Below are 25,658 nucleotides of genomic sequence, written 5' to 3'. Positions count from 1 at the left end.
TCCTAAGTGCGTGCGGACGTGGACGTCTCGTCGGTCGCGTCGTCGTCAGAAGTCGGCCCCTCAGGGTCGTTCTGGGTGGAGGCAGTCGGTGGATCGAATCGGCGTAACAGGCCTTCGGCTGTCTCGTGTTGGTTCTGTTTCGTGATGATGTTGGAGATCTGTTTGGCCAGCATCCCCCGCCGAATGTCTCCCTCCGTGAAGCCCATGGAGTCGAAGAAGCCGGAGAGGTGATCTTCCGCCGTCCGTGCTTGCGACTTGGGCTCGGGCTCTACCTCTGCGTTCTCTGGCATGGCCGACTCGCTTGGGGGCTCTGACAGGAGGTTCTGAAGTCGCTCGGGTATGTCAGTGTCGTTGGCTGCGGAGGTGAGCTGCGCAAGCAGAGGGAGGTCTGCCACCGTCCTTTCCACGTGCTCTTCGTTTTTGGCGAGCCACCAGACCACCGCACTGCCGGTGTCTTTCAGTACGTCTTCACCGAGGTACTGGCGCTTGCTCTGCTCGTACTTGCGTTGGTGTTCCCAGACCGCGCCTTCCTTCCGTACTTCAGCAAGTCTGTCCAAACGCTCCTGGTCCTGTTGGGGCAAGGAAAGGTTGATGTTTTCCGCCATGGCCTGAAGATGTCCTGTCGGTTCCGGGCTCATACGACTCAGAGCACCGCTGAGCTCATGTTGAATGAGTGAGGCTTGGATCGGCTCACGCTTCTCGGTGATGCTGCGGGCACGGCTCAGGACTGCCTCGACGGCGAGTCCTGCCGGGTTCAACACGGGCATGGTTTCAGGTGATTTGATGAGATGCCAGCGTACGGTCGCCGAGAAGACGAAGCGGTAGTCGTCCCAGAGACTGGGGAGCGCTACGTGGCTGACGTGGTGTTCCGTACGTTCGACGGGCGGAGCCGTGAGTTGTTCTTCGAAGCTCACCGGAATGGATCCGCGGCGCAGTGAAGCGATCCGGAACGCCGCTGCGGGAACAACGAGGAGAAGCACGGCCAACGTCGGCCATGTCCATGTGGGCCACCGGTTTGTCAGGCCGGCAATGGTGAGCAGAAGGCCGCATAGAAGGGTGAGGAAGACGGTTGTCGTCTTTCTTGCGGTAGTCATGATCGAGTCCCCCCGGTTGATGCTGGTGGTGTGGCTGGCTCCAGACCCTGAGCAACGTTGATCTTGTGGAGTAGCAGTTCGGTGGTTTCTATGGAGCGCGCGAGGCTTCCCGGAGCAGTGCGCTCGGCTTGGCGGGCGCTTGCGTACAGTGCGGCGAAGACTTCGCCCCGCGATTCCTCGCACTGCTCCGCAGCGTTGACGAGGAGATCGAGCAGGACCTCACCGCGGTGTCCGGTGTCGAGGGCGGCGCGGTGGAGCCAGCTTTCTGCGTGCGGCCCCCACGTTGCCCGCGGTAGTTCGGCCAGTACCGCGTGCCAGCCGATGGTGAGGGAGCGCTGCACACCCTTCTCTTCCACCAGCGCCCGTGTGGTGTCAGGGGAGTCCGTCAGCTGCACCGGCTCGCAGGCTCGCAGGAAGATGTCGAGGTCAGGCAGCGAGAAGTGGGAGCGTGCCAGGCGGTCGAGCAGCCTTCGGCGCAGTCGGCGACTGATGGCCGCCAGGTCGCACAATGCTTGTAGGGCACGAGCTGAGCCGCGCTCGCGCCGGGCCAGGTAGTAGAGCCTGAGCAGGGCCTGGTCCGGATGGCTCGCTGCGATGACATCAGCGCAGACCCTGACCAGCACCTGTGCGAACTCTCCTCTCAGCTGCCGGTAGGCACACCACTGATAGATGCGTTCGCGAAATTCTCTGGCGTGAGCAGGATCGTTTAGAGCGCACGTGAGCGCTTGTACTGCGGCTTCCAGTCGTGACCTGCTGGCCGCGCCGGAACTCCATTGCTCGGCGAGGGAGGCCAGATTGCCCCCGCGCCCGGTCCGTAGGTACTCGCCGGCCAGGCGTGTCACGAGGCCGTCGCGGGCCGGAGGGTCGACGTGCGGGTGGTTGAGTTCTACGACGTCTGCTGCCCAGGCACCTAGGTGAGGGCGCAGGTCCGGCATGTGGTCCCAGAAGTGTGTGAGTACGGCGGAGTCGTAGTCGAGCTTGGTGTACCGCACCTTTCCGCCTGACCCGACAGTGGCTGAGATCTCTTCAAGCCGTTGGGCGAGGTCTTTGTGCTGTAGCAGCGGGGCTTCCTCCGACGGGGGCCCGACCGTGCGCAGCAGAAGCTGCGTCGCCTTGTGGATGACGTCAGCGTGCGCTCCGTGGAGCGTGGCGACAACGATCAGCAGAGCCCGTTGAGGAGCCTCGCTCAGTGTGGCGACCTTTTCGGCGACGTCCTTTCGGTAATCGTTCAGTGCCCCCCTGGCGGTCTCACACCACTGCGCGAAGTGCTCCCCGGGTTGAGCGGACTCCCTGGCGCGACGCACTAAGTCGGCGAAGTCCGCGATCTCTTGCATCGGCCTGTTCTCATTAAGGAATTCGGTGACGATGCTGTCGGATTGAGCGTATTGCTCGTGCGGTATGCCGTGCATGCGTAAGTGCTGCCTGAAGACGTCAAGGCGGTTGGGGGGCTTGATTTCGATGCGGTAGTGCTGCAGGTCGGGGTCGAGAGTGCCGCCGTGCGGCATGACGACGACGAGGTGAGCGTGTTGTTCTTGCACGGTCTTGCGGAGGGCGGAGAGGTCGGCTCGGGCGGTATTCCACTGCTGGCCGTCGGCGGCGGACATGTCCAGCAGCAACTGGTCGCCGTTTTCGACCAGAGCGGGGTCGTGGAGGTGGAGTCCGTCCTCCTCACCCGGTAGCAGTTCGTGAAAGACGCCGCTGTCGCCGTGGTGTTCGCGCAGGAGTACGCGGGCTGTGGAGGTACGACCGCTGCCTGGTGCACCGTCCAGAATTACAGTGCCGGTGTCGGCGAGGAGGGCGCGGGCGTCGCCCATGCCGGGTGGAGCGACCAGCACACGTCGCAGGCGGACGAGTTGGTCTTCGGCGAGGCGCCGAAAGGACGGTTTGTCCGATTCCTGTAGTTGGGGGCCGACGTTGAAGTGGATGTCGCCGGTGCCGGTGTGCACGAATCCTTGCGGGTTCTCGATGCGTGTACTGCTGTGCTGATTCACCGGCCTTCGTCCTCACCGCTGTCTGATTCGTTGAACCGGTGCTGGACGTTCCCGTGATTGTCGCCTTCGAAATACGTCATCCCGTTCCCCGAGAACTGCCGGTCACCCGACACATGGCGGGAGTTCTGATAGATGTGGCCGTTGCCCGCGTGGACAGGGCCCTGAGCACCCTTCACGACGGTGCCGCCGACGTCTCCGGTGAATTCACGGCTCTGTACTGCGGTTCCGCTCACTTCGCGGATCGAGTTCGTCACGGTGTCCGGCGCGGGCGACTTCTCATAGGCTTGGTCGGTCGAGTCGTTCAGCCAGGGAACTAGTTCGGCTACCACATCACCGATTCGCTTGACGCCGGCTTCGGTGTCGTGTGTGTCGAACGGGAGGGACTGGAGGTCGGCTAGCCGCGCCAGTTCAGGTGGCAGGTCGGCCTTGCTGAGCCGATCTGTCTTCCGGCCGTCCAGGATCGGCAGGACTGGCAGTTGATGGGAGAAGGCCAGCTCGATCTCCCTGCGCACCCAATCTTTCGGGTTGTGCAGCTGGCTGCGGAAGCTCGTCCAGGCTGGCCCTACCACGACTAGAAGCAGGGAGCTTCGTCGCAGCGCGGTCAGGAGGTTGTCGGGGTAGAGCTCACTGGGAGGGATGGACTTCGAGGCGCGGAAGATGGACTTCTTACCGAATCGACGGGACAACTCCTGATCGAGGAGAGCGGCAGTCTTCTCGCCGTCGCCCGTGCGGTAGTTGATGAAAACCTCGGTCACAGCGGTCTCTCCTTCAGGAATTGGATAAGCGCGATAACGTGCTGAGACGCGGCCCCAGCTGGCGGACCGAAGGGTGATTCGAATAGCGGGTGAGAACCCTGGCGAGGCGTCGCAGGTCAGTCGTGACGGTTGCTGAGCGCACTGTTGCCACGCCGTCGAGCAGGGGTGCAGCCAGTGCACATGCGTGGTCGATCTCGCCGGCCGATGCGTAGGCGATTGCACGGCGCACGCCGTAGCGGACCTGGGTACGCAGTGCGTTCTCGCCGACCGAGGCGAGTTGGCGATCGAGCTCCTCGCTCGCTTCCCGCGGCCGACCGAGATCGACTAGGCACCATCCCGTGACCATGCCGACAGGGTCAGGAAGGTGCATGCTGCCGATCACTGGTTCGTCTGAGCCGTCGTCCTTACGGGCGAGGAAGGTACGAGCGCGGTCCAGTGCCCGCAGGCAGGCACGGGAATCGCCCGCAAGTGCGTGCCCCTGGGCTTCGCGTTGTGCGGCCAGCCCCCGGATCCGTGGGGGCAGTGCGCCGCTCTGTGCGCGACGTGCCAAGGCCACCGTCTCCTGAGCGTCGTCCCGGTACATCGTGACTAGAGCTCTACGGACCAGTGCGTAGCCAGCTAGCGCCTGGTCACCGCCGGCCGCTGCCAAATCGACTGCGCGCTGTGTCCACCACAGCGCCCCACGGTCGTCCCCTGTTTCCTGCACCAGCCAGCCGACGTACTCGGCGTACCGGGAGCCGAGCGACAGCAGTTGCTGACGAGTGCTGGTGTCGCTTTGAGTGGACAGCTCCCGCAGAGTGTGCGTCTGCGCGATCAGGACCGGCAGGAGCACACTGGGCTCCACGCTCTGGCCGAGTCGCCTGTAGTGCGTGAACAGCGAGCGGGAGGCTTCCAGCATGCCAACCCCCGCAGCCGGAGAGAGCGAACCCGATGCACCCGATCCCCATGTCATCGCCGAGGCGACGCCGACGCTCATCACCTGCCGCCGGCCCATGGGCTGGAACCGGTTCAGACCGTCCGGAGATAAGTGCATGATCCAGTCCTCCTCGTTGACTTGGCCGAACGTTGCTTCGGTAGGTTTGTCAGGAGCGGCTTGAGCGATCAGGGCAATCAGCGCTCCGTCGGCACCGAGTGCCCCGTCACACAGCCGTACAAGGTCATGGCTGGGCGCCTTGATGCCTCGCTCGACTTTGCTCAGCTGGGCCTTGCTGTAGTGCACGGCGCCCGACAGGGCCGTGAGGCTCAAGCCGGCCTCCAAGCGCCGCTTTCTCAGCTCCTCGCCGAACTCGGTGGACGGCTGTGGCACGGAAACCTCCCAAGCCCATCCGTTCAGGCCGAGGTGTTGCTGCACGAAAGACTGCGGCAACCTCTCCCAAATGGACAAGGCGCTCGATGCTGTTTCCCGTTTCCTTCTCCGACGGTCGGGTGCAGCATGCGCGGGGGCTGAAACTCGTGCCTGTCACACAGGCACAGGCAGCCCTGCTCCACCCCAATCATGGCCAGCCGAGTCGCAAGGCTCTTCGCTGGCAGACCAGACCCGCCTATGCCCAGCAGGATTCGAATCTGCGCCGCCGGTTTCACAGAGGGATCGATTGCACGGGGTCCCTGAGCTGGGCGTTCGCATTTTTCATCAAGCCCCCGGCATAAGCCCGTCGCTGACCGTGCCTTTCCCGAGTGAGGCCGGCTGGTGTCGCCGACCGGCGGGCATGGATTGTGCCTGCCGTAGCCCTACTCCGACATACGCGAAGACCTCGCCGACTTCACTCAAGCGTCGGCAACTTGAAAGCAGATCCACGCGCCCCAGGCGAGCTTCAGTGTCTTGTTGTTTGGTAGGGGGAGTGGTCTTCCCAGGGCTCGCAACGAGCCCGAACCGGGAGCCCTCCAAAGGGGTACTGGCTGCTCAGCGGGCCGGGGGAGACCGGGTGACAGCGACGTGATGGCAGTCGCACCATCAACGCCATGGTCCGCCAGCTCCCGCGCGGGAGCCGGGAGCCCAGATGGTGGGGTCATCCGATACCCACTGGAGGTGAGCATCGTGGCTCCTCATCCGTCCAAGCGCGGCCGTGTGTACCGACGTTGCGGCTGCCGGCGTTCCGACGGCCGGCAGTTCGGTGCCAGCTGCCCGAAGCTCAAGTTCCGATCCCGGCACGGCTCTTGGGCTTTCGCCGTCGATCTCCCCACTGCCGATGGCACGCGTGGTGCGCACTGCCGCAGCGGCTTTCCCACCCGCAAAACCGCGCATGCCGCACTCGAGCGCACCCTGGAATCGGAGCGCACGGGTGTGCAGTGCGTCGAGGACCTCACGGTCGCTGCCTACCTGACTGAGTGGCTTAGTGAGAAGGAGGAGAGCCTCAAGCCGACCACCTTCGTGCGCTACCGGGGATCACGTCCACCGTGACCTGATCCCCGGCTTCGGGCGCATGGCTCTGGGTGACCTGAGGCCACGTCACCTCACCGCCTGGACGAAGGCCGAACTGGCCCGCGGGCGCGGTCGTACTACTGTCTATCGGATCTCAGCCACTCCTTCCAGCGCGATGGGCTTCGCAGAACGGGCCCGACTGATCCGCGAAAACCCGTGCCGGTTCGCGATGATGCCCCCTCCGGCCGCGCCGGAGCGGATCTGCTGGAACCCCAGCCAGGCAGCGGCTTTCCTGCGGCACGACCACACCCACTACCGTGACCAGCTGGCGGACCTATTCGAACTGCTCCTGGGCACCGGGATGCGGCGCGGGGAGGCCCTCGGGCTGCACTGGAGCGACGTCCACCTCGCCGAGAAGGTACTGCTGGTGCGCTGGAACCTCACCGCCGTGGACAACAACCATCTCTACCTCGGCCACCCCAAGACCAGGGCCAGCCGCAACTGGGTAAGTCTGTCCCCGCGCGTGCTGACCGCTCTCACCCGCCGGGCCGCACACGCCCGGCGTGAACACCCTGAGGGCGCACCACTGGAGGGCCTGGTCTTCTGCTGCCGCGACGGCTCCCCACTGCGTCCCCAAGGCGTTCTGGGTGACCTGCGCAGGCGAGGCGCAGAGATCGGCCTGCCCAGGATCGCTCTGCACGACCTGCGGCACACCGCCGCCACGATCATGATCAGCTCACAGGTGCCGCTGGCCGTTGTCTGCAAGACTCTGCGTCACTCGACACTCTCGACCACGGTCAACCTCTACGGCCACCTGCTGCCCCACGCCGCGCGAGAAGCCATCACCGCCGTCGATGACGCCCTGGAATGCGCCGACCGCAACCAGCAGTGCAGCGCCGACGGGTCCTCGGGCAGTCGCGCGGCCTGAGCTGCTGACCTGGCGAACGAAACCGGTCCAGGAGTGCGAGAGACCACGGAAGTCATCACGTCGCCGTCACGCGTCACACGAACGCATTCAGCGGGTCTGCCGTTTCCGACAAACCCGCTGCTCACAATGTCGGGACGGCGGGATTTGAACCCACGACCCCTTGACCCCCAGCTTCGGGGCCGGGCATGTGTTGCAATGGTTGAGTGCAGTTTGAACATGACAACATGGTCGGAGTCCGTCTGGCCGTGTCGCTGGTTAATCTCGAGTCGAGTGGCTCCTGGGGGTCTGAGGAACTGGAACGGGCACTGCAGGAGTACGCGATCCGGCGTTCGCGTGTCACTGGCTCGGCCGGTGAGGAGATCAGAGCGTGGTCGCGGATTCTCAGGCCGGTTTTCGAGGCTGCCTCCCAGGACGAACGGTGCGAGAAGATCAATGCTCTGCTCGCTGACGGCGCTGGAAGGGTGTACCTGACCACGCACGACGACTTGCGGCCGCATCTGCACTTCGCACCGGATGCCCAAGACGTCCAGAGCCGCGTGAAAGCCGTGACCGCGGGAGCTCTGGCCATCTTCACCATGGAGGCGGAGGGAGAACGGCTGGGCGTGTGCGCGCTGGACTCCTGCCGGACCGCCTTCGTCGACACCAGCCGCAGCGGTCGCCGTGCATACTGCTGCGCGCGCTGTGCCAACACCGATGCGGTCCGCCGCCACCGCGTGAAGCGGCGCTAGCGTTCCGCCCGGTTGTGGGCGCTATGCCGAGACCAGTGCCAGGACGTACGGGACGGCGGCGATGCCAAGCAGTGTCTGCGCCGCGGTGATGCCAGCCATCAGCGGTGCGTCGCCGCCGAGTTGTCTCGCCATGATGTACGAGGACGATGCCGTGGGCAGAGCCTGGAAGAGAACGGCGATGACCAGCGCTTGGGAGCCCAGGCCGATCATCTGAGCAGCCAGGAGGGTCGCGGCGGGCATGAGGGCGAACTTGACGGACGAGGACGTGAGGATCGGTGCCGCCCAGGAGCGTGCCGCACCGAAGCGCAGAGCGGCGCCGATACACAGGAGCCCCAGCGGCATCGAGGCGGCTCCGAGTGCCTGGAGCGTGGGCTCGATACCCGGCGGCGGGCGCAGATCGAGTGCCTGAAGGAGGATGCCTCCCGCGCAGGCGAGGATGAGCGGGTTAGTCGCGAGGTTCTTGACGATGCCCGAAAGGCGCAGGCGTGTGCTCCCGAACCGCGCGAAGACCAGCACGCACAGGACGTTGACCGTGGGCACGGTCACCGCGTTGCATACCGCGGCGGTGACGATGCCCTGGGTGCCGTACAGGCCGGCGGCAATCGTCACCCCGATGTAGTTGTTGAACCTGACGCTGCCCTGGAAGACGGAGGTGAAGCCGTCGTCCTTCAGTCGCATCATGGGCCTGAAGGCGATGACCAGCACGGCGACAGTCACCGTGGAGGCGATCAGAGTGCCTGCCAGGGCCGTTACCGGCAGATCGTCGGTGTCGGCCGTCGCCAGGCTGTGCAGGAACAGAGCCGGGAGTAGCACGTGGTAGCTCAGGCGCTCGGCTTCGGACCAGAACCGCTCGGTCGTGATCAGCGATCGCTTGAGCGCGTAGCCCAGCGCGATCAGCAGAACGACCGGAATGAGCGCCTTGACGGTCAGTGCGATCACGCCGGAATCCCGTTCAGCGTGGCGACGACGATGCGGCAGCCCTCTTCCAGGGTGGCGATGTCGGTGGCGAAGGAGAGCCGCAGGTGGTCCGGCGCGCCGAAGGCGCTGCCCGGGACGGTCGCGGATCCCGCTTCGAGGAGGATGTCCGCTGCTGCGCGGTCGTCGCCGGTCGCAAGGCGCGGAAGGAGGTAGAACGCGCTGTCCGGTTCCAGGGTGTCCAGGTGTCGGCTCTGCCGAAGGATCGCCAGAGCCGCATTGCGCCGCTGGCGGTATGTCTCACGGCGTTCCGCCAGCAGTGCCTGCGGCCCGTCCAGGGCGGCGACTGCGGCGCTCTGGCTGGTGGTGGCCGTCTGTGTGCAGTTCTGTGTCTGTACGGGGTGATACGACGGACGAGTTCGACCGGACCAACCCCCCAGCCGACCCCGCCAGCCGGTCATCGCGTATGCCTTGGAGACGCCGTCGACCAGCAGGATCCACTCAGGCATGTCAGGCGCTGTCTGCGCGATGCTCATGTAATCGCCCTCGCCGAAGCGAATGTGGGCGTAGATCTCGTCCGAGAGGATCATCGCCGAGGGTGCCGTCGCAGAACCTCGGCCAGGCCGGCCAGGGTATCCGGGCTGTAGCTTGCGCCCGAGGGGTTTCCGTGAGCGTTGAGCACGACCCAGCGGGTACGTTCGGTCATGGCCTCCAGCGCTTCGGGGGTGAGCCTGAACCCCGAGTCGGCCGAGCAGGGCACGGCAGGGGTGATCACCTCGTCGCCCGGGCCCAGAGTGGCGAAGAGCCCGTTGAAGATAACCTGTTTGGCACCGCATCCCACGGCCGCCTCGGCATCCGTGTAACTCAGGGCGCGGTCTGGTTCCAGCGCGTGCCGTGCACGGCGCAGTTCCGGTATCCCGTTGACGCGGGCATAGCCCAACGGGTGGGCGGCGGCCTCCTGTGCGGCGAGAACGGCGTGCGCGGGCGGGGCGAAGTCGGGCTTGTCGAGCGTGAGGTCGATGATGCGACGGCCTCCCGCGCGATACTCGACAGCGCGGCGGGCCATCTCCACGATGGGTGAGCCGGATGGCGTCACCGGGCAGCCAGTCACCAGCCGGCCCTCCCCGAGGCGAACGGAACATCCGGAGAGCCGGTGGCCGCTCCGTCTCGCCGGTGATGCTGGGAACAGTTAGTGCGCTGGGCACTGGGCGTCAAAGAGTGCACGCCGATAGGCTGATGTAATCCTGCGAGGCATGACAACCATTACAGGATCCGCATGAGGGATTCCAGCAGCCCTTACCTTGCGGCTGCTGCACGCCAAGAGCTGGGACAGGCGAGGCCGCACTCCGGTGGTACGGGGTCCGCGGCCGTTCCGACCTACCGGCCCCCGGAACGACGGGCGATGCAACGACCGCAAAGCTTCTCCTGGCGCGATCTTCTGATCGCCGCCCACAGCACTATCGGTTCGCGTCCCAGGCTCGTCATTTCCGCCGAGGGAACGGGGGTGGTCGGGCACGCTGGGGCACGGTTGTTGGCGGATCTCGCCGATGTCACCGGGCTGACCAGCGCGTACTCCGCCGCGCTGCGTTCACTCCGGCCGCGTGGGACCGGACACGACCCGGGACGTGTCGCTACCGACCTTGCGGTGATGCTCGCTGGCGGTGGTGAGGCCATCGCGGACCTGGCCGTGCTGCGGGACCAGGGCGAGGTGTTCGGCCCCGTGGCGTCCACGCCCACAGCGTGGAGGCTGCTGGCGACGGTCGAGGAGAGCATGCTGGGCCAGCTGCGGTCGACCCGGGAAGAGATCGCCTGGATGCAGGCCCTCGAGCACAGTGGGGGCTACCTGCGGTGAAGGCCGGTGGACGCGAATCAGACGGCCCGCTCACGGAGCTCGTCCGTGTATTTGCGTGGTGCTGGCACTGTTCGTGGTTCTCCTTCGGGCCAGAATCATAAGCCTGGCTTCAGGCACTCCACGAAACCGGCGTCAGCTCACAGGATGTATAGGAAAGTTCCCGGGGCCGTTGCGCTGCCGCCTGAGGTGGTGACACTAATGGCTACCGTTCCGAGAGCGTGACTGGGGGAGACGGTCGCTGCGCGGGTATTGGAGAGGGCGGCGAACTGGGTGGCCGGGGTGCTGCCGAAGGAAACCCCGGTCACAAAGGCAAGGTTGGTGCCGGTGATGCTGACGAGGGTCCCCCCGGAAGTTGTGCCGGAGATCGGGCTGAAGCCAGTGACGGTGGGAGGTGCGACGAAGGTGAAGGATTGGTCAGAAGCGACGCCGCCGCGCGTTGTCACGACAACCTGTACCGCACCCGCCGCGTGTGCCGGAGCGACCGTGGTTACCTGACTGTCTGACACCACGGTGGGCGTGACACTGAAACCGCCGAATTGCACCACTGAGGCGGTACTGAGGTAACGTCCCGTCAAGGTGACCGGACTGCCCCCCGCGATAGGCCCGGAGGCAGGCGAGACATCCAAGATCACAGGTGCGGTAAGGTAAAAGAACGGCAGGGCGTTGCTGGTGGCGTTGGTGCTGCTGGTCACGCTGACGTTCACTTGGCCGGCACACAGCCCCGGGGGGATGGTGAGGGACACCTGGGTGGACGTGACGGTCAGTCCGCTGGTGATGACCTTGGTTCCGAAGTTCACCTTGGTGGTCGTTCCCATGCCGGTGCCGTTGATCTGGAGGGTGTCGCCGGCCTTGCCTTGGCTAATGGTTGTGGTGGTGTCCACCAGCGATGTGATGGTTGCCATGATGTTGTCTCCTTTGAGAGGCCGCTCGGGCCAGGGAGCCCGTGGCCCCGTCCGATGGCCACAGCAGGCATCCCGGGTACGGGTGCCAGGTGTTGACCGCCTGGCACCCTCAGCACGCATCGGCATCACTCCCGCCCCAGAGATCAAGGCAGCGAGTTATTGATCGGCAAGCCCTAACTACGCGGCCCCTAACTACGCGGCTTTGGGGACAGGGGCCGTTAGGTTGACGCACCCTGCACGCAACCTCGGCAGCGCTCGGCACCGGATCAAGACGGCTCGTAAGTGTAGGAGAGGGCGTTACTGTTCCCGGCCGGGGTATGGGCCACCACCATGACCGTGCCGGGCGGACCGCCCGGGGTGGTCGCGACGACCTGGGTGTCCGAGATCGCGAAGAACGCGGCCGGGTCGCTCCCGAACATTACCGCGTCGGTGTAGGTCAGATTGACTCCGTTGAGCACCACCGAGTCCCCGCCGGACTCCGGCCCCTGAGCGGGGTTGAGGCTCGCGAGCACCGGTGCCCCGAGATAGGTGTAGTAGGGATTGCCAGTCCCCGTCGAGCTAGTGCCGCCTGGTGTGGTCACGGCGACGGCGACGGTCCCGGTCCCGGCCGGCGCGGCGACAGTCAGCTGGTTGTCCGAAACCACGGTCATCCCAGCGGTCGGATTCCCCCCGAAGGCGACGGCGCTGGTGAGCGTCAGCCCGGTGCCGAAGATGGTGACGGTGTTACTGCCGGCGGCAGGGCCGAAGTGGGGTGCCAGATCGGACACGGTGGGTGCGGCGATATAGAAGTACGGCAGCGGATTGCTGGTGCCGCCGGGCGTGGTGACGGTGACTGAGACCGAGCCGGGAGGCCCGGCTGGGGCACTGACAGTGATCTGGGCTGCGGTGTTGGTGAGGATGGTGGCGGGTGTGGGGCCAAAGAGGACCTGGATGGCGCCGGTGAGGTTGGTGCCGTTGAGAATGACGGTGTTGCCGCCTTCCGTCGGTCCTTGGCTGGGACTGAGGTCGGTGAGCATAGGGATAACTGGCGCCATGACATAGGTGTAGAGATTGGTACCTGTGCCCGTTCCACTCGGCGTGGTTACTGCCACATCCGCCGGACCCGCCGAACCCACAGGAGTCGTCGCCGTGATCGTGGTGGCATCCACCACCGTGAAAGCCGCCGAAGTCCCGTCGAACGTCACCGACGTCGTACCGAGGAAACCCGTACCCGTGATCGTCACCAACTGACCACCCGCCACCGGACCCGACGGAGGCGACACCGAAACCACCGACGGCACCGCCACATACGTGTACACACCCAACCCGGTGCCCGTTCCACTCGGCGTGGTTACTGCCACATCCGCCGGACCCGCCGAACCCACAGGAGTCGTCGCCGTGATCGTGGTGGCATCCACCACCGTGAAAGCCGCCGAAGTCCCGTCGAACGTCACCGACGTCGCGCCGAGGAAACCCGTACCCGTGATCGTCACCAACTGACCACCCGCCACCGGACCCGACGGAGGCGACACCGAAACCACCGACGGCACCGCCACATAGTCGTAGGCGATGCCCGTGCCCGGGAGGCCGGATGTCACTGCGGTGACCAGCACCGTCCCGAGAGTTCCGGGAGGAGTCGTGACAGTGATGATCTGGCTGCCGACCCTCTGGGGGTTGGTGGCGTTGGTGTTGCCGAACTTCACCACCGTCCCGGAGTTGAAACCCTGCCCAGTGATCGTCACCGACTGGTTGCCCGTAACCGGTCCGGATGACGGGGAGATGGTCGTGATCTGCGCGCCTGGCGTCCCGGTGTAGGTGAATGCCTTGCCGTTGCTGGTGCCGCTGGGAGTCACCACCGTGACAAGGAGCGAACCCCTCCCTGGCGGAACGGTGGCCTTGATCGTCGCGTCATTGATCACGGTGAAGTTGGTGGCGTTGGTGCTGCCGAACTTCACAGCAGTCGCACCCGTGAATCCGGAACCGCTGAGGGTGACGGTCGCGCCAGCAGGCTGAATAGAGGGCTGGACAAGTGTGAGCTTTAGAGCCGGCATCATGGGGCCTCCTTCACAGAGGGCTTGAGGTAGGAGCTCCACAGCCCGGAGCACACAGGCCTCGTCAACTCCCCACCCCTGCCACTGAACTGAGCTGAGCTGAGCTGAGCACCACGGGAGACGGAGCCGCCCCAGCCGCTGACGCAATGCGGCCCACTACCTCGTTACCGCCGTGGAAGCGAACAGCAGACAACCCCGAAAGGAGTGAAATCGGGCAGACGATACGCACGTAGTGAATACGAAGATTTTCACGATGCATCAACTGGCCGGGTGCGGCGCGCTGTTGCGGCCGGTCGACGGAGGGTCAGACGATGGTGAACGGCTCGGCATTGGAGTCGCCGCCACAGGTGGTGACGGTGATGGTTCCGGCTCCGGCGATGAGACCCGCAGGCACGGTGGTCACCAGCTGGGTGTCGTCGAGGCTGGTGAAGTCCGCGGTGACGACATTGGCGGGCGTGTCCGAGTCGGTGAACGTTACCGACTCCACATCGATCAGACAGGTGCCGGCGAGGGTGACGCTGTCTGTCTCGGTGCCCGTGGCGGGGGTCGCTGTGGCGATGGCCGGGGCGGTGTAGTACGAGAACTGAGCCAGGTTGCTGACCGGGGTGCTCGAACCGCCCGCCGTGGTCACGACGATGTCCACCGTGTCGATGCACGGATTGACCATCGTGTGGACTGGTGTGTCGAAGGTGACCTGCGAGTTGGAGCTGAAGGCGGGGTCCGGGGTGACCGCGGTGCCGCCCACCGTGACTTCGCTCCCGGTCAGGAAGTTGGTGCCGAAGACCGTGACCTCGGTGCCACCGGCCGCGGGACCGCAGGTGGCGCTCACACCGGTGACTGCCGGCGGTGCGACCAGGAAGAACGGCAGGGCGTTGCTGGTGACATTGGTGGTACTGGTCACGCTGACGGACACCTGACCGGCACATAGCCCCGAGGGGATGTCGAAGGTCACCGTGGTGGCGGTGACGATGAGGGATGTGGAGGGGATGACCTTGGTCCCGAAGTTCACCTTGGCGGTCGTCGCCATGCCGGTGCCGTTGATCTGGACTGTGTCGCCGGCCTTGCCCTGGTTAGTGTTGGCGTTGTCGAGGTTCTGCAGCGACGTGATGGTTGCCATGATGTTGCCTCCTTTGAGGGCGCGCTCGGCCAGGGGTCGCGGGGCCCCGAGGCGCACTGGGCGTCCCGGGTCGTCCGGGCGATAGGCATGAGCGGGTCGTTGACATGCGCGTCCGATGGCCGCGCCAGGCATCCCAGGTACGGGTGCGAGGCGATGACGAGCTGAGTCGATTAAAGCAATCGGGTGATAGGTGCGACAGGTGCAATCGGCGCATCACGGCACTCTTCTGAAAATAGCGTTTAAATCCGACACAACTTTTCGCGCGGGCGTGCGCCCCCTCATCCCCGCCGCGCTCGTGGAGCTGGCCGATTCGGGCGTCGGCTGCGTGGTCGAGGGTCCAGTACTACAGCCGGAGATCATGTGACGTCTCCGGCTGGTCGTTGGTCGGGCATGATGCAGGATGTGACGGCTGAGTAGATAGCTGGGTGGGGTCGGGCGCTGGACGTGACCTGCGCGCTTCCGGCGTCCCCGGCACCCTCGTCGGCCACGAGCACAAGCGGCTCAGCCGCAGCATCGAACTCGCCATGCTCGCCGAGGAACTGAAGGCCAGCGACGTCGGCCTTCAGTTCCTGACCGGAGAGCTGAAGGGCTCGCGCGACCCGTCCGGCGTCGTGTTCACCGTGCTCGCGGGTCTCACCGTTATCTCAAGCTCGCCGATCAAGCAGGGCTGTGACCTGGGCGGCCAGGTCAAGGACACTGTCTTCGACCTGGCCGCGTAACAGTTTCGAGGCCAGGTCACAGCACGGGCCGATCGTTACTGAAGAGCGACACGGGGCACCGGGCTCGGGGCCTGTTCTTGCCGATGTCCGCTGGTCACCGAGCGCATGAGCGAGCTGCCGCCGCAGACGCTGATTCTCTTCTGTGAGTTGCCGGTTCTGTTCCAGCGCTGCCTCCAGGCGAGCGTGCAGCGAGGCATCGGAGGCGCGCTCAGCCGTAGGAATCGGCAGCGATGAAGGACGGCGACTCGCGTCACGGAGTCGTTCGGCCTCGGCTCGGATGACAGGCTGACCGTAGCGTTGAACGTGAGATGCCCGCGCGCCGGGCGACGCCCTCGAAAGACACCGGGGCTCCGGTGCGGTCGAGTTCTCGCAAGGCCTGGATGGCCTAGGCGCGTGTCAGTTCGTGGCGCTTGCGGGCGGCGGCGACGATCGGTGGCGGGGTTGGGCCCAGGAGACATCGGCGGCCACCCCACCAGGGTCTGGCTGGTCGTCGTCCTCGAGTGACGTGATGATCTTCTCTAGGTTGTCGGCGACCTGTCGGTTCATCTCCACGAGCCGCTTCTGCCCGCGGGCTTCGGCCGATGAGATGATCTGCAGGGTTTGCTGGCGATGTTCCCGGTGCTGGGGCAGGAACTCGACAGTGGTGATGAACATCGGGCAGGTCAGGCACGAGTTGGCATGCGGGCAGGACTGTACCACCGGCAGTCCGCAGTAGCCGTTGGGCAGGGCCTGCGTAGCCCGGGAGAGCCTCTCTTTAGCCCCGGCTGCCTCCGTGAGTGGGGCCAGCTGGGTCCAGGGCAACGGTCTCGCTTTGGGCGTTGACCTTGCGTGCCTTCTCTCCCAGTGCCGGCGGACCGTCGTGTCCGACAATCGCGCCTAATGGGCTGTCATCTGGGCTGAGGTGTGACCAAGGATCTGACGGACGACCTCCTGCGGGGACGGCCTTGTTGATCAGGCTGGTGCCCAGGGTGTGCCGGAACTGATGCGGGGCGATTTGCGCTGGTCGACCCAACTCGTCGCGTGTATCGCGCTGTTGGGCGCCTCGGCCAGCGAGATCCGGTAACCGGAGGTGCTGATCGGTCTGTCACCGCGGAGGTTCGCGTCGGCGCGCGGGAAGAGGATCGACACCCCTCGGGCCGCTCCTCCAGGATATCGGCGCTGGTGGTCACGGAGCTGTTGTTCGAGTTCTTCGTCGATGGAGATCAGCGCTTCGCGCTTCATCCTGTGGTTGAAGTAGCGCAGGTAGGGCGCCCTTTCGGCGTCATGGACGACGGGGTCGAGCGGCAGGTTGATGGCGTCGGTGATGCGCAGCCCGCAGCGCATCAGGACGAGCGTGATCAGCCGTCGTGCGGGGTCCTGCCAGCGAGCAAGGTTGACGGGGACTCCCAGCTGGGCCATGACGTGTTCGGCCACGGCCCGGGGTAGCAGGGGCGGCGGCGTGTGGTAGTCCTCGGCGACGAAGGCCGCGTTGCCCGGCAGCGTCTCGTCCCAGCGGTGCACCCAGATCGTGCGCAGGAAGGTATTCCGGTTGCTGATGTGCGTGTTCTGTATCTGCGGCCGCACATCGCGGCCTGGAGATCGGCCAAGTAGCGCTCCAGCAAGGCGCGATCGACGTGGGCGAGTCCGGTCACCTCGGCCGGTAGGAAGGCGGAGAAGCGGGCGACCATGCGGACTCCGGCGCGTACGGTGCTGGCGTTGATGCCGCTGGACGGCCACCAGCGGGCCTAGCGCTTGGACAGATCCCGCAGCCAGGGCTGGGTGATCTTCTCGAAGGTGACGGTCGACGTGTGCGGGTGGACGATGCCGAGATTCCGCAGCCACCCGACGGTGCGGGGGTATTCCGTTTCCCAGCCGCGACCGTAGGCGAGTTCCTCCTCGGCGCCGGCGGGCGCCGAGGAGGAAGGTGCGAGTTGCCGCTCGGGCCGCGGAAGGCAGGAGGTTCAACCTCGGGAGTGGACACGGGGTTTCATGCGACTAGTGACAGCGAGTGTGATGAGATCAGTTGTTGTTCGAACTCGATGGGTGCGAGGTAGCCGAGGGCGGAGCGTCGGCGACGCCGGTTGTGGTAGGCCAGCCAGCGGAATAGCTCCAGCCGTGTCTGCGCCTTCGATGTGAGGCGTCGTCCGTGGAGCAACTCCCGTTTCAGGCCCTGAAAGAACGACTCGGCCAGGGCATTGTCATAGCTCGAGCCGACGCGCCTCATGCTGCGGCGGATGCCGTGCCGGCGGCAGGCCTCGGCGAAGGCCGCCGCACTGTTTGGGCGGATTCAACCGGTCGTTGCAGCACCGGCTTGGACTCCGCGGTCGGAGTGGTGTGTGAGGCCGGTGAGGTCGGCGTCGGTGTGCCGGCGGTGCCAGATCGCCATCTCCAGGGCGTCGAGGGGGAGGTCGGTGTACAGGGAGGTGGCCACCTGCCACCCAACGACCATGCGGGAGAAGACGTCGACGACGAAGGTGGCAAACACCCAGCCGGAGACGGTGCGGATGTAGGTGTAAGGGTCGGACCGGGGTGCCCTGTCAGTCTCTCGGCTGATGGGTTTCCCCGGCCCGCCCTCCGAACCGGACGTGCGACTCTCACCGCATCCGGCTCACCACGTGTCAAAGCAGCCTGCACGGCTCGGCCCCGCGCAGTCGGGATCCCGAGCGCCCGGACCTTGCCCGACGCCTTGGAGATCGTCTTCTGACGAACCGGCAGCGGCACAAACCTCCCGGCCTTCAGGTCTTCGCGGTCCCCGGCCAGCAGATCAGCAGCCGCTCAGCCGACGCCGTGCGGAGTGACTCCGTCGACGCCCGCTGTTCGTCCACCGAGCCCTCATCGACCGCAACCTCGCTCCATACCGGTCTGGCCATCAACCCCTGACCACATGCGACATCAGGAGTTCAACTCCAGTAGTCCCAAATTGCCAGGTGTCAGTTCCGATAGAGCGGCGACCTGGCGGATTCCGGCTATGGATAGCTGGGTATCCGCGCTTACTGCGGTGACAGTCGTGCCCGCCGATAGAGCCGCCTGCAGTCCGGTCGCCGAATCTTCCAAGACGTGTGCTTGGCTTGGCGCGACCCCCAGCCTTTTGCAAGCAGCCGCGTAAATGTCGGGCGCGGGCTTAGGACGCAGTCCTCGTCCAGGTCCCATGACGAAACGAAACCGGTCACGGATACCGAGTCCTTCCAGCATCCGATCAACCAGTTCCGCAGGAGAATTAGAGACGACGGCGAGAGGTACACCCAGGAGAGAATCGAGTAGTGTTTTGGCGCCAGGCATAAGGGAAACAGTGTGCTCTTGGATGACCTCTTCGAAATGGGAGAGCAATCGCTCTCCAGCTACTGCACATGGATATTCGGCCTGAGCTAGGTCAGCCAGGAGGGCGGCATTTCCTTCGACAGAACTGCCGCAGGTATGTTGACTGATTCCGTCATCCCAGATACCGCCGAGAGCTGCAAGGAAGTCTCGTTCCGCTATTCTCCACAACGTTTCAGTGTCGAGGAGCAATCCATCACAATCGAATAGCACAACAGTAATTTCAGGCAAATCGTCCTACTCGGGGGATCGCAGAGTTATCTGTGATTTCGTTTATTCCGTAGGAACCGCTTCAGTACTGATCGAGAAAGGAGGGCTCACAGAACTTGAGTCCCTATCGCCGCCTTGAACAACAAAGGGCTGCTACGCAGCTCCGCTACTCCAGTCCATTGCCGGACCTAGCCCGGGCCATCCTCCCTCCACATTTTGCATCACCCAAGGGATTGGAAAGGCCCCTTGATTCACCCGATCCTAGTTGTTCTGTAAATTGCCTTTCTGATCTGCGGTGCGCGAAGTGCTGCCAACTCCGGTGCTAAGTCCGTAGAAATGCGGGTGCTCGGTGTCAAACCGGTCACCCAATACCCCCGAACAAAGACACGGCCAATCAACGGACACGCCACCACCGAGCGAACCTGATCACACTACCAGGGGCGGGCGCCCGGAACGAGGGCTGTCACTCGGGAACGGTCTCGGCTTCCTTCACGCACCGGTTGATTTCGGCGTTGCCGATGCGGAACTCACACTCGAGCCGGCCCTGGCCGCGCGTCTTCTTGGTGGCGCGGCCGGGTCGTGGGAATTGAGAGGGCCGCGCATAAGCCGGGCGACTCCCTGGCCATCAGGTGAGGGCTGCTGCCAACAATGTGGCGGTCTTGGCGACCAGCGGGTTGTCAGTCGGTCCTTCGGGGGCGTATTTGATCGAAAGACTGACAGAACAAGAGGCGACTCCCCGGGCGTCCACACGACGCCGACGTCCTGGCCACCCCGTACTCTTTTCCGCCGCCGGTTTCGTCGGCAAGGGTCCAGTCAGTAGGCAAGCCGGCACGGAAGCGTTCGCCGTTGGTTATGTTGGAGATCAGCCACGCGGTCAGCCGGTTCCTGTCTTCGACCGAGAGAGCGCTCCCGAGAATGAGTCGCCCGTATGTGTGCCCGACGGCCCGAGGGCTGGTGATGTCGGTCTTTAGCCATGGCTCCGCAGAATTCAGCTCGGGTTCCCACCTGTCGAGCCGTGTTGTTTTATCCCCGACCGAGCGGCAGAACCGGGTAATCGCGGCAGGGCCGCCCAGCTCACGAAGAAGCAGATTCGCTGCCCCATTATCGCTATGAGAGATAGTCGCAGCGCACAATTCACCGATGGTCATTCCGTTGCTGAGGTTCTCAGGCTTACCCGTGATCGGGTGATGGTCCGAGTTCGTAACGTATACGCTGGTGTACCTGATCCGCTTCGCCAGAAACGTACCGTTGCGGTCGAGGTCACGCAAGACGGCCGCGACGGCAAGCGTCTTGAAGACCGAGCATATAGGAAAATGCTCATCTGCGCGAAACACCACCGTCCGGCCCGTGGCCTTATTGCGGGCGAACACTCCAAGCCGCGCGGAGTACTCCTGTTCAAGACCACGCAACTGCTTGGTTATCTCCCCTCCGGCAGGGCTTGAGGCGGACGCCTCGGACGACAGGGCAGCCAGCGCAGCCCCAGCACCGAAAGCCAGCACCGCGCGTCGCCCGGGACGAAATTCCGTGGTGTTCAAAGCTGAGCTCCCTTCATTTATCCCGATCACAACGTTTACTTCAACGCTCAAGACGCTACGACAACCGCACTGGGGCCTTAGCGGCCGGATTGATCTAAGTCGGTGAGGCACTAGGGCCTCGGGACCGATGCAGGGATAGGTGAAAGTCGGGAGTCAGCCGCGAGGGTTGCGGTGGGCTTCATGGTGATCTCGTACTCGATGGGGCACCACCACGTCACCCTCGCCTCAGTCGCCCACACCTTCTGCACCCTTCAGCGGCTGACGCGATCCCCGAAAGAAGCGGCGTCGGCCTGAGTCTCTATCGAGTCATCCGCGAAGTGCAGTTACTCCTCGCACTCTGGACCGCGCCTGCCCCACCTGGCACCGCGACATACCCGACCCAGCACCAACCTGACTAAGCACTACTAGATGGCACCCGCCGCGAACGACCCTCAACACGTTAGGACGCCATGCAGCCCAACCGCGCTACAAGGGTCCCCTCCGACCCTGCTTGGGAACAGTCATGCCGATCCGGAGGCCAGCAGTCCTCTTTCGGAGCGCGAAGAAGATAGTGGGGCTCCAGAAGCCGATGTCGCTGCGTTATCCGGGTCACTTCATCAGATCCGCGTAGAAGATGATGTTGTCGGACCGGTGGCCATCCGTTACTGGTCCACCGCAGGTGATCAGACGCAGCTCAGGACGTTTCGTCTCTCCGTAGACCTTCTGAGTGGGAAATTTACTCTTGCTGACCTGCTGCATCTGCCTGACCTTGAACGTTGCCGTTGTCCCGTCCTGGCGCCCGATCTTGATCTCCGAGCCGATCTTGATGTCATCCGCGTTCTCCATCAGGGCTGGGCCGTACTTGGTGTCATAGTGAGCGACCATGACGGCAGGTCCGCGCTCCCCGGGAGTCACCCCCTTTGCGTAGTAGCCGGGTAGATTCCCCTTAGAGGGAGGTGGGACTTCCAACTCAGCGGAGTTGTCCAGGCCCAGCGGAAGGACCTTAGGCGCCTTTACTTTCGCGTCGGGTATATCCAGGGTGACAGGCTTGGACTTTGCCAGTGGCTTAGCCTTGTTCGTGGCCGCCGGGACACTGCTGGATTTCACGGTGATGTCGGGAGCAGATTGGGCATCAGCCGAACCGCAGCCGGAGATGCCTGCCAGGCCCCCAACTGCGGCGAGCGCGAGTAGAGCTGCCCTGGCCGTTGGCCGATGCTTACGTATGGAATGCACGGTTCCCCTCACTCTGTGATTGGTTCGGTATGGCTCAGCCCTGCTGGCCTGCATGACTGCGGCCGCTTGAGCATGAAGCTCGGACCGGCGGCGGACGCAGCAACCGGCCGCTCACGCAGGCCTCCAAGGGTCCTGAATGATCATCCTTGCGCTGCCGATGAGCAGGAAACAGTCCCAGGGTCACGGCCGGGCGCCGGCCGTGTTCGTGTTCCGTCATGCGGCGCTAGTGGTCGTTCGGGTGTCGCGCTGCTCGCCCCCTCGGTGCGATGGTCTTGGGTGCCGGGAGGCCCCGTCCCCTCCACAGGGCCTCCGGGATGGTGCTGCCTGGTGTGTGCTCCTGGCCGTGACGGAGGCTCGCCGGCATCGGAGCTGTGACCACCGTGGCGCCGGTCCGGCGCCACGACCTCCCGTAACGCGCTCAGTGCGCATGTCCTGACGGGAGAATTCGGTGGTTCCAGGCACGGTTTGGATATTTCGGAGTTGACTCGAAGCTCGAGTGACGGGGGCCGGCAACCGGCCGCTCAGCTTCTGCTGCCGGCCCCCGCGCCGTTCGCTACGCTGGCCCGGCGGTCCGGGGCAATTTCGGTGCCCCGGACCGCCCCTCAACGCGACGGACGACGTTCGTTGCCGCTGGCCATGTCACCAGCCCTAGGTTGGGCCCTACCCACCCTGTGATTGGTTCGGCATGGCTCAGCCCTGCTGGCCTGCGTGACTGCGGCGCTTGAGCACGAAGCTCAGACCGGCGGCAGACGCAGCAGCGGCACCGGCGCCCACTCCGATCAGACCGCTGCCTCCCCCACCGGTCGGTTGCTCTGCACCCGCGGCGACGGAACCCCTCGGGATCGCCGTGGTCTGCTGATTGGAGGTGACGGGTACCGAAGCAGAACCATTCGCCTTGGCCTTAGCCTTGACTCGGGCATTAGAGGCCGATTTGACCTCACCATCCGTCAGCGTGCGCACGGTCTCCTTCCCATTGGAGGACACACGCTTGACGTAGCCGTCCTCGCCAAGGGTGTACTTGGCGTTCTTGTAGGTAACGACCTTGCCGGCCCCACTGATGGTGCCGCACTTGATCACCTTGCCGGTCTTAGTTTCCATGGTCCACAGCTCAGCGCTGTAGCTGCCACGTGCATCGACGAAGACCTTGACGGAAACGTTGGCGCTGGCCTGCGCGGTGGCCTCGGAGAAGGACTTCGTGGTGACCAGAGCCTTGGCGTCGGCGTTTGTTCCGGTGTTGCCGTGGCTCTTTGCCTTGGCGCGGGCCTCGGCTTCGGCCTTCGCCTTGGCGTCGGCGTTTGTTCCGGTGTTGCCGTGGCTCTTTGCCTTGGCGCGGGCCTCGGCTTCGGCCTTCGCCTTGGCGTCGGCGTTTGTTCCGGTGTTGCCGTGGCTCTTTGCCTTGGCGCGGGCCTCGGCTTCGGCCTTCGCCTTGGCGTCGGCGTTTGTTCCGGTGTTGCCGTGGCTCTTTGCCTTGGCGCGGGCCTCGGCTTCGGCCTTCGCCTTGGCGTCGGCGTTTGTTCCGGTGTTGCCGTGGCTCTTTGCCTTGGCGCGGGCCTCGGCTTCGGCCTTCGCCTTGGCGTCGGCGTTTGTTCCGGTGTTGCCGTGGCTCTTTGCCTCGGCAACGGCCTCAGCCTCAGCCTTCGCTTCGGCGGCGCCGGAAGACTTCGCTGGCGCTGATGTGTCGTCAGTTGTCGCGTAGGCAGCCGGAGCGATAGCGGCACCACCAGCAATAACTGTGATAGCGGCGGTGGGTAGGAGCGCAATGCGGCGTTTGATACGCATTCGGGGTTCCTCTCGGGGAGCCATGTGTTCTTCGTTCCAGATTCAACCGGGTAGGTCCCGGCCCATTCCTCGGCGGGCAAAAGCAGTGGCGGACTGCACCCATCAGCTTCGCCGACATTGAGCGACGGCCGCGCCCTTAGGTGTATCCCGCGACTGCGGCCTCCCAAGCTGCGCTGGGATGCCCGCACATTTCTATCGACGGCAGAATCGACTTCCCCGGTTTCCCATCTGGCATATGACACAGAACACATTGGCCCGCACGTCCAGCGCTCCCCGTCGGCCCATACGCGCGCCCTACAACGAAAGCCGCTCCGCTCTGGTCTCCCTGGCCAGCCCGCTTAATAGGTTTCCCGTTCAAATACATCCTCGCGACCGCGATCCCGACAGAGGCGAGGAACGGTTCGCCGCTCTCTGCGAGTACACCGGACGGCTGGAGTGTAAGTAAGCACTGTCGCGGATCTTGAGTATCGCGCTGAATCGGCGGCGCTCGAGAAAGTGCTGGGGCACGGTTGTTTTCTCGTGGTCTGGTCCCGGTTCGAGTCTGGGGGTGGTGAGCACCACCTTTAGAGGCTTTTTCCGTTGGTGATCGGTGGCGTCGATGATGGATGCGGGGATGCCGACGAATGGGAGGAAGCGTTCGGTGTTGCGTCCGTTGCGGTGGCGTGGGCTGCCGCCAGCCGGCGAGCCAGGAGACGGTTCGTTCTACGCCCCATCGGTGGGCGAACTAGCCGTTGCAAGGGCTCAACTCATCTGCGGGCATTCGGTGTTCCGACGCGCGCGCAGTGCCACTGGTGGGCGTCGCCGAGGCGAGCGACGGCGCACAGACCGTGCACCTCGCTCGTACGCACCGGCCGGACGTGGTGCTCATAGACATCCGGAATGCCGGTCATGCACGGACTGACCGTGGCCAAGGAGATCACCAACCTCCCCACCGCCCCAAGGTGGTCGCGCTCACCACCTTCGGCCTGGACGAGGATGTGCACGCGGCTCTGCAGGCCGAGGCGATGGGTTTCTTGCTGAAGAGAACACCCCGCCCCGCGACCTGATAGGTGCGGTCATGACCGCCGACAGCGCGGATGTCATGCTCGCCCCGTCGGTTACCCGCCGCCTGCTCTCCGCCTTCGCCACCCGCGATACCGACCGGACTACGGACGCCTGTGACCGTGTCACTGACCTGACCGCGCGCGAGCCCGAGGTGCTGAAGCTCGTGGGCGAGGGCAAGTCCAGCGCCGAGATCGGCGTATGTCTGCACATGGCCGAGGCCACGGTGAAGACCCACGTCAGCCGGGTCCTTGGCAGGCTGCGGTGCGCCAACCGTGTTCAGGCGGTGATCGTCACCCACGACGCCGACCTCCGCACCACACACCCGCAGTTCCCGATGACGTAGGTGCGGGCCGGCTCAAGCGTCGCGTCGCACCAGCTGGTAGAGCGCCCCGGACATGGCAGCCACTGTCGATGCGCCCAGCACCGCGAATCCAACCCATGGCGCAAGTCCGCCGAGCATCGCGTGGACCTGCGTGATCGCAAGCCCGGCGTTGGGGGGCAGCGTGCCGACTGGCAGGAACTTCTCCATGTGGCTGAGCGGAGAGCTGGACACGAGAACCGGTACGACAAAGATCAGCACGAACATCACGACGATACCGCCGGCTGTCCCGCGCACGATCGTGGTCACCGCGAGCGAGAGCACCGCCAGTACGCCCAGATAGAGCCCGCCACCGAGCACCGCCCGGATCACCTGCGGGTCCACGAACGTACCCGCGTCCAATGCGGACCCGTAAACAAGAGCGAACGAGATCACGCTCAGCACCATGCCGGTAACCAGGGCGAGCGTGCCCACGACGAACGCCTTCGCCAGGAGCCAACGCCCACGCCGTGACACGGCCGCCAGCGACGTACGGATCATCCCAGTGCCGTATTCACCGCCGATACTCGAGGCGCCGAGGACCACCACGGCCAGCTGGCCGAAACTAAGGCCCAGGTGGCTCAAGCTCACCAGCGCTTGGACGGACCGCGGGCTCCGCGGCGGCTCCTGAAGAGCGATCAGTGCTGCGGCACCGACAGCGAGCGCAGTCAGGGCAAGCAGACACCACGCGGTGACGCCCACGGTGCGGATCTTGACCCATTCCGACCGGATCAGGTTCACGAACACCGGCCCGCCCGGACGACCAAAGGGGAGGAAGGGACCGGTGCGGCACATGAAGGACATGAAGGTACCTATCTGAGAAGTGTCGTGCCTGT

The 25,658-nt window shown here is 64.8% G+C and carries 25 protein-coding genes and 1 pseudogene; 7 read left to right on the top strand and 19 right to left on the bottom strand.

The window, feature by feature from the left end; translation table 11 throughout:
- Window positions 1-2: 2 nt before the first annotated feature.
- From ACSMXX_RS01890 to ACSMXX_RS01875, 4 genes are read right to left on the bottom strand one after another with little or no spacing between them, the layout of a single operon-like run.
- A complete protein-coding gene (locus tag ACSMXX_RS01890; protein WP_473182263.1) occupies window positions 3-1,094 on the bottom strand; it encodes a hypothetical protein in 1,092 nt (363 codons plus the stop codon).
- Entirely contained in the window at window positions 1,091-3,085 is a 1,995-nt protein-coding gene (locus ACSMXX_RS01885; protein WP_473182262.1) for a hypothetical protein, read from the bottom strand. The genes ACSMXX_RS01890 and ACSMXX_RS01885 overlap by 4 nt, the downstream gene beginning before the upstream one ends.
- Window positions 3,082-3,840 carry a toll/interleukin-1 receptor domain-containing protein gene (locus tag ACSMXX_RS01880; RefSeq protein WP_473182261.1) on the bottom strand — a complete coding sequence of 253 codons (759 nt, stop codon included), beginning with the start codon at window positions 3,838-3,840 and terminating at the stop codon, window positions 3,082-3,084. Before ACSMXX_RS01880 ends, ACSMXX_RS01885 begins: the two co-directional genes overlap by 4 nt.
- 13 nt (window positions 3,841-3,853) lie before the next feature.
- The gene (locus ACSMXX_RS01875; RefSeq protein WP_473182260.1) at window positions 3,854-5,146 is read right to left on the bottom strand and encodes a helix-turn-helix domain-containing protein; all 1,293 of its coding nucleotides are present in this window, start codon (window positions 5,144-5,146) and stop codon (window positions 3,854-3,856) included.
- A gap of 720 nt (window positions 5,147-5,866) precedes the next feature.
- Here ACSMXX_RS01875 and ACSMXX_RS01870 point away from each other — a divergent pair.
- The 3 genes from ACSMXX_RS01870 (at window position 5,867) to ACSMXX_RS01860 (ending at window position 7,855) form a co-directional block, all read left to right on the top strand.
- Complete coding sequence (locus ACSMXX_RS01870; protein WP_473182259.1) at window positions 5,867-6,238, top strand: hypothetical protein; 372 nt, start codon at window positions 5,867-5,869, stop codon at window positions 6,236-6,238.
- 190 nt (window positions 6,239-6,428) lie between these two features.
- Window positions 6,429-7,127 carry a site-specific integrase gene (locus ACSMXX_RS01865; protein ID WP_473182258.1) on the top strand — a complete coding sequence of 233 codons (699 nt, stop codon included), beginning with the start codon at window positions 6,429-6,431 and terminating at the stop codon, window positions 7,125-7,127.
- Between the two features lie 224 nt (window positions 7,128-7,351).
- Window positions 7,352-7,855 (top strand): CGNR zinc finger domain-containing protein, encoded by a 504-nt coding sequence (locus tag ACSMXX_RS01860; RefSeq protein WP_473182257.1) that lies wholly within the window; start codon window positions 7,352-7,354, stop codon window positions 7,853-7,855.
- A gap of 21 nt (window positions 7,856-7,876) precedes the next feature.
- On the opposite strand, the gene ACSMXX_RS01855 is transcribed toward ACSMXX_RS01860, so the two are convergent.
- From ACSMXX_RS01855 to ACSMXX_RS01845, 3 genes are read right to left on the bottom strand one after another with little or no spacing between them, the layout of a single operon-like run.
- A complete protein-coding gene (locus ACSMXX_RS01855; RefSeq protein ID WP_473182256.1) occupies window positions 7,877-8,794 on the bottom strand; it encodes an AEC family transporter in 918 nt (305 codons plus the stop codon).
- Entirely contained in the window at window positions 8,791-9,360 is a 570-nt protein-coding gene (locus ACSMXX_RS01850) for an aminotransferase class I/II-fold pyridoxal phosphate-dependent enzyme (RefSeq protein WP_473182255.1), read from the bottom strand. The genes ACSMXX_RS01855 and ACSMXX_RS01850 overlap by 4 nt, the downstream gene beginning before the upstream one ends.
- On the bottom strand, window positions 9,357-9,836 hold the full coding sequence (locus tag ACSMXX_RS01845) for an aminotransferase class I/II-fold pyridoxal phosphate-dependent enzyme (protein ID WP_473182254.1): 480 nt from the start codon (window positions 9,834-9,836) through the stop codon (window positions 9,357-9,359). Before ACSMXX_RS01845 ends, ACSMXX_RS01850 begins: the two co-directional genes overlap by 4 nt.
- A 336-nt stretch (window positions 9,837-10,172) precedes the next feature.
- On the opposite strand from ACSMXX_RS01845, the gene ACSMXX_RS01840 reads away from it, so the two are divergent.
- On the top strand, window positions 10,173-10,622 hold the full coding sequence (locus tag ACSMXX_RS01840; protein WP_473182253.1) for a transposase: 450 nt from the start codon (window positions 10,173-10,175) through the stop codon (window positions 10,620-10,622).
- Between the two features lie 137 nt (window positions 10,623-10,759).
- Here the strand turns inward: ACSMXX_RS01840 and ACSMXX_RS01835 are convergent, their stop codons facing one another.
- The 3 genes from ACSMXX_RS01835 to ACSMXX_RS01825 all read right to left on the bottom strand — a co-directional run bounded on the left by ACSMXX_RS01835 (window position 10,760) and on the right by ACSMXX_RS01825 (window position 14,671).
- The gene (locus ACSMXX_RS01835) at window positions 10,760-11,524 is read right to left on the bottom strand and encodes an IPT/TIG domain-containing protein (RefSeq protein WP_473182252.1); all 765 of its coding nucleotides are present in this window, start codon (window positions 11,522-11,524) and stop codon (window positions 10,760-10,762) included.
- A gap of 266 nt (window positions 11,525-11,790) precedes the next feature.
- Entirely contained in the window at window positions 11,791-13,557 is a 1,767-nt protein-coding gene (locus tag ACSMXX_RS01830) for an IPT/TIG domain-containing protein (protein ID WP_473182251.1), read from the bottom strand.
- A 301-nt stretch (window positions 13,558-13,858) separates the two neighbouring features.
- Entirely contained in the window at window positions 13,859-14,671 is an 813-nt protein-coding gene (locus tag ACSMXX_RS01825; RefSeq protein ID WP_473182250.1) for an IPT/TIG domain-containing protein, read from the bottom strand.
- Window positions 14,672-15,096: 425 nt separating this feature from the next.
- Here ACSMXX_RS01825 and ACSMXX_RS01820 point away from each other — a divergent pair, with 425 nt between their 5' ends.
- Window positions 15,097-15,390: a hypothetical protein gene (locus tag ACSMXX_RS01820; RefSeq protein ID WP_473182249.1), complete on the top strand. Its 294-nt coding sequence runs from the start codon at window positions 15,097-15,099 to the stop codon at window positions 15,388-15,390.
- Between the two features lie 396 nt (window positions 15,391-15,786).
- Here ACSMXX_RS01820 and ACSMXX_RS01815 read toward each other — a convergent pair whose 3' ends face one another.
- The 8 genes and pseudogenes from ACSMXX_RS01815 to ACSMXX_RS01780 form a co-directional block, all read right to left on the bottom strand.
- Window positions 15,787-16,044, bottom strand: coding sequence for a hypothetical protein (locus ACSMXX_RS01815; RefSeq protein ID WP_473182248.1), 258 nt, complete (start codon window positions 16,042-16,044; stop codon window positions 15,787-15,789).
- A 297-nt stretch (window positions 16,045-16,341) separates the two neighbouring features.
- The gene (locus tag ACSMXX_RS01810; RefSeq protein ID WP_473182247.1) at window positions 16,342-16,953 is read right to left on the bottom strand and encodes a hypothetical protein; all 612 of its coding nucleotides are present in this window, start codon (window positions 16,951-16,953) and stop codon (window positions 16,342-16,344) included.
- Window positions 16,954-17,356: 403 nt separating this feature from the next.
- A pseudogene (locus tag ACSMXX_RS01805) lies at window positions 17,357-17,881 on the bottom strand (transposase); the annotation flags it as partial.
- A gap of 223 nt (window positions 17,882-18,104) precedes the next feature.
- Window positions 18,105-18,239, bottom strand: coding sequence for a hypothetical protein (locus ACSMXX_RS01800; protein WP_473182246.1), 135 nt, complete (start codon window positions 18,237-18,239; stop codon window positions 18,105-18,107).
- A 22-nt stretch (window positions 18,240-18,261) separates the two neighbouring features.
- Entirely contained in the window at window positions 18,262-18,915 is a 654-nt protein-coding gene (locus tag ACSMXX_RS01795; protein WP_473182245.1) for an HAD family hydrolase, read from the bottom strand.
- 656 nt (window positions 18,916-19,571) lie between these two features.
- The gene (bla, locus tag ACSMXX_RS01790) at window positions 19,572-20,429 is read right to left on the bottom strand and encodes a class A beta-lactamase (protein ID WP_473182244.1); all 858 of its coding nucleotides are present in this window, start codon (window positions 20,427-20,429) and stop codon (window positions 19,572-19,574) included.
- Window positions 20,430-21,017: 588 nt separating this feature from the next.
- Window positions 21,018-21,641 (bottom strand): class F sortase, encoded by a 624-nt coding sequence (locus ACSMXX_RS01785; protein ID WP_473182243.1) that lies wholly within the window; start codon window positions 21,639-21,641, stop codon window positions 21,018-21,020.
- A gap of 690 nt (window positions 21,642-22,331) precedes the next feature.
- The gene (locus ACSMXX_RS01780) at window positions 22,332-23,420 is read right to left on the bottom strand and encodes a hypothetical protein (RefSeq protein WP_473182242.1); all 1,089 of its coding nucleotides are present in this window, start codon (window positions 23,418-23,420) and stop codon (window positions 22,332-22,334) included.
- A gap of 791 nt (window positions 23,421-24,211) precedes the next feature.
- Here ACSMXX_RS01780 and ACSMXX_RS01775 point away from each other — a divergent pair.
- Window positions 24,212-24,466, top strand: coding sequence for a response regulator (locus ACSMXX_RS01775; RefSeq protein WP_473182241.1), 255 nt, complete (start codon window positions 24,212-24,214; stop codon window positions 24,464-24,466).
- Window positions 24,467-24,477: 11 nt separating this feature from the next.
- The gene (locus tag ACSMXX_RS01770; protein ID WP_473182240.1) at window positions 24,478-24,807 is read left to right on the top strand and encodes a response regulator transcription factor; all 330 of its coding nucleotides are present in this window, start codon (window positions 24,478-24,480) and stop codon (window positions 24,805-24,807) included.
- Between the two features lie 12 nt (window positions 24,808-24,819).
- On the opposite strand, the gene ACSMXX_RS01765 is transcribed toward ACSMXX_RS01770, so the two are convergent.
- Complete coding sequence (locus ACSMXX_RS01765; RefSeq protein WP_473182239.1) at window positions 24,820-25,626, bottom strand: ABC transporter permease; 807 nt, start codon at window positions 25,624-25,626, stop codon at window positions 24,820-24,822.
- Window positions 25,627-25,658 lie beyond the last annotated feature (32 nt).

The sequence above is a fragment of the Streptomyces sp. DSM 116795 genome (assembly GCF_055792905.1).
Note: the sequence above shows the minus strand (reverse complement) of the source record. Positions and strands in the feature narration are given on the sequence as shown.

Excerpts from the sequence above, each read along its gene's own strand:
- ACSMXX_RS01890 (WP_473182263.1), bottom strand. The coding sequence starts at position 1,094 with ATGACTACCGCAAGAAAGACGACAACCGTCTTCCTCACCCTTCTATGC.
- ACSMXX_RS01865 (WP_473182258.1), top strand. The coding sequence starts at position 6,429 with ATGATGCCCCCTCCGGCCGCGCCGGAGCGGATCTGCTGGAACCCCAGC.
- ACSMXX_RS01860 (WP_473182257.1), top strand. The coding sequence starts at position 7,352 with ATGGTCGGAGTCCGTCTGGCCGTGTCGCTGGTTAATCTCGAGTCGAGT.
- ACSMXX_RS01850 (WP_473182255.1), bottom strand. The coding sequence starts at position 9,360 with ATGATCCTCTCGGACGAGATCTACGCCCACATTCGCTTCGGCGAGGGC.
- ACSMXX_RS01845 (WP_473182254.1), bottom strand. The coding sequence starts at position 9,836 with ATGGCCCGCCGCGCTGTCGAGTATCGCGCGGGAGGCCGTCGCATCATC.
- ACSMXX_RS01840 (WP_473182253.1), top strand. The coding sequence starts at position 10,173 with ATGCAACGACCGCAAAGCTTCTCCTGGCGCGATCTTCTGATCGCCGCC.
- ACSMXX_RS01835 (WP_473182252.1), bottom strand. The coding sequence starts at position 11,524 with ATGGCAACCATCACATCGCTGGTGGACACCACCACAACCATTAGCCAA.
- ACSMXX_RS01830 (WP_473182251.1), bottom strand. The coding sequence starts at position 13,557 with ATGATGCCGGCTCTAAAGCTCACACTTGTCCAGCCCTCTATTCAGCCT.
- ACSMXX_RS01825 (WP_473182250.1), bottom strand. The coding sequence starts at position 14,671 with ATGGCAACCATCACGTCGCTGCAGAACCTCGACAACGCCAACACTAAC.
- ACSMXX_RS01815 (WP_473182248.1), bottom strand. The coding sequence starts at position 16,044 with ATGTTCATCACCACTGTCGAGTTCCTGCCCCAGCACCGGGAACATCGC.
- ACSMXX_RS01800 (WP_473182246.1), bottom strand. The coding sequence starts at position 18,239 with ATGGCCAGACCGGTATGGAGCGAGGTTGCGGTCGATGAGGGCTCGGTG.
- ACSMXX_RS01780 (WP_473182242.1), bottom strand. The coding sequence starts at position 23,420 with ATGCGTATCAAACGCCGCATTGCGCTCCTACCCACCGCCGCTATCACA.
- ACSMXX_RS01770 (WP_473182240.1), top strand. The coding sequence starts at position 24,478 with ATGACCGCCGACAGCGCGGATGTCATGCTCGCCCCGTCGGTTACCCGC.
- ACSMXX_RS01765 (WP_473182239.1), bottom strand. The coding sequence starts at position 25,626 with ATGTCCTTCATGTGCCGCACCGGTCCCTTCCTCCCCTTTGGTCGTCCG.